The organism is Nonomuraea sp. NPDC049695 (assembly GCF_040674955.1).
Classification (GTDB): Bacteria; Actinomycetota; Actinomycetes; order Streptosporangiales; family Streptosporangiaceae; genus Nonomuraea; species Nonomuraea helvata.
This window is the reverse complement of record NZ_JBFANV010000218.1, coordinates 1-1,902: the sequence shown is the minus strand read 5'-3', so window position 1 is coordinate 1,902 and position 1,902 is coordinate 1. Positions and strand designations below refer to the sequence as shown.

The following is a 1,902-nucleotide window of genomic DNA, read 5'->3' as shown; positions in this document are numbered from 1 at the left end:
CCTGGACGGTCTCACCGCCCCGGCCGTCCGCGAGCAGCCGCCTCAGCAGGACCGCTGCGGCGGTGGCGAACTCCATCGTGCCGTTCGGACGCCTCAGCCGCGTGGAGAAGGCCAGAAGCTCCCGCAACACCGACAGCCCGGTCTCCTCATTACCGGTCAGGGCGCAGAACTCGATCAGCATGGCCTTGTACTCGTACCGGTAGACGCCCTGCTCCATCTCCCGGCGCGCCCGGCGGAATGCCCGCGCCGCCTCCTGCGAGCGACCGGCGCGGGCCAGCGGCAGCAGCATCAGGCACTGGATCGGGGCGGGCGGCTCGTGGAAAACGACCTGGCCCGCGAGCACCGGCCCGGCGAGGTCCAGCGCCCGCGCGACGGACGCGTCATCACCGCGCAGGACCAGCCGCTCGACCTCGGCTTCGAAACTCCACACCGAGTCGGGATCGAACCCGCCGGCCGCCTTCCATTGCCGGTAGCAGCGCTCCTCCTCAGGCCAGTCGCCGATGAGCTGGGCCACCCACCGGCGGCCGTCGTACACCTGCCGCAGGTTGTGCCCGCCGGCGCGGAACCGGCGCTCCATGTCCTCGAAGGCGCCGCTGATCTGGTCCAGGCCGAGCTCGGGGAATTCGGCCATCGACTGGGCGATGTTGGCGTACCAGCCGCGCAGCGTCCAGTCCTCTTCCGGTCCGAACTCGCCCTGGCGGGCGTCGTACTCGCTCAGGCAACGAGAGAACAGCGGGAACGCCTTGTCCCACTGACCGCCGACGCTGTACGCGTTGGCCAGGCTGCGGCGCGCGGCGAAGGCCAGCCTGTGCAGGCCGCCCGCGTCGGCGTGCCGCACCACGTCCTCCAGCAGCGCGGCCCGGGCCTCGCCGTCCGGCATCCGCCTCGCCTGCTCCAGCAGCGCGGCCACCTCGGGCTCGCTCCGGCTCATCAGGCGCCTCCCCCGCCCATCGCCCAGTCCAGCAGCGACAGGAAGGAACGATTGAGCACCGCGCTGTCCTCAGGGCGGAGCGGATGGTGGCCCGCCAGCAGGGCCTGCCCGTACAGGGCTTGGACACCGAGTGAGGCCAGCGCCGGGTCGGGCGCCTCGGCGAGCCGCCGCACCACGGGATTGCGCAGGTTGAGGATGAATTGCGGCACGTCCGCAGCCTCGGTGGCATCCACGGCACCCAGCACCCCCGACCACAGATCACCCGCCGCCGACCGGGCCTCCCGCATCTCCTCCGCCTGCGCGGCGGCCCGGCTCCGCAGATACAGCGCGGGCAGGACCGGCGGGTCGAAACAGCGCGGCACGACGGCGCAGCCCAGATTCCGGAGGGTGTCGGCGGCGACCGCCAGGAACGGCCGTAACCGAGCCTCCAGCACCGGGTCCAGCGGCTCGAACCGGGTGGCCAGCTCGGCGGGATCCAGGCCGCGGACGGTGATCGACGGGTCCAGCAGCGGCAGCCGCCGCATGATCTCGATGTCGTACGCGTAGCCGCCGTTGACCAGGCCGAGGTTCTGCGCGGCGGCGACCGCCGCCAGCGCGCGGAACTCATCGGAGGTCGCCGTGTGGCGTATGACCGGGTGCCGCCGCCGGAACTCGGCGAGGGTCATCGGCCCGGCGTCCGTCTCCATCGGCCACCAGCGGTCCACCACCCGCAGCATCTCCACGTCGTGCAGCGCCAGCGCCTTGACACCAAGGTGATGGATCATCAGGAACTGCCGCAGCCGCGCGGGATCGGTCGCGGCCAGGCGCACGAGCCAGTCACGCACCTGCGCGCCGAGCTCTGCCCGCGTGTCGGCGAGCAGCTCGTCCTCGTACAGCGCCTCGCGGCTCGCGGTCGGACGCAACTCGCCGGTGTCCACCACGCACCGGACGAAGAACGCCCACTCCGGCAGCAGCGTGTCGACACCATCGGC

General features: G+C 72.3%; 1 protein-coding gene and 1 pseudogene. Both read right to left on the bottom strand.

Annotated features, from left to right (window positions below; genetic code table 11):
* Positions 1-931, bottom strand: a 931-nt coding sequence (locus AB0J64_RS57135) for a hypothetical protein (protein WP_364047193.1), incomplete at its 3' end; no start/stop codon positions are given.
* Positions 931-1,902, bottom strand: a pseudogene (locus tag AB0J64_RS57130) (HSP90 family protein); the annotation flags it as partial. The pseudogene AB0J64_RS57130 and the gene AB0J64_RS57135, both read right to left, overlap by 1 nt.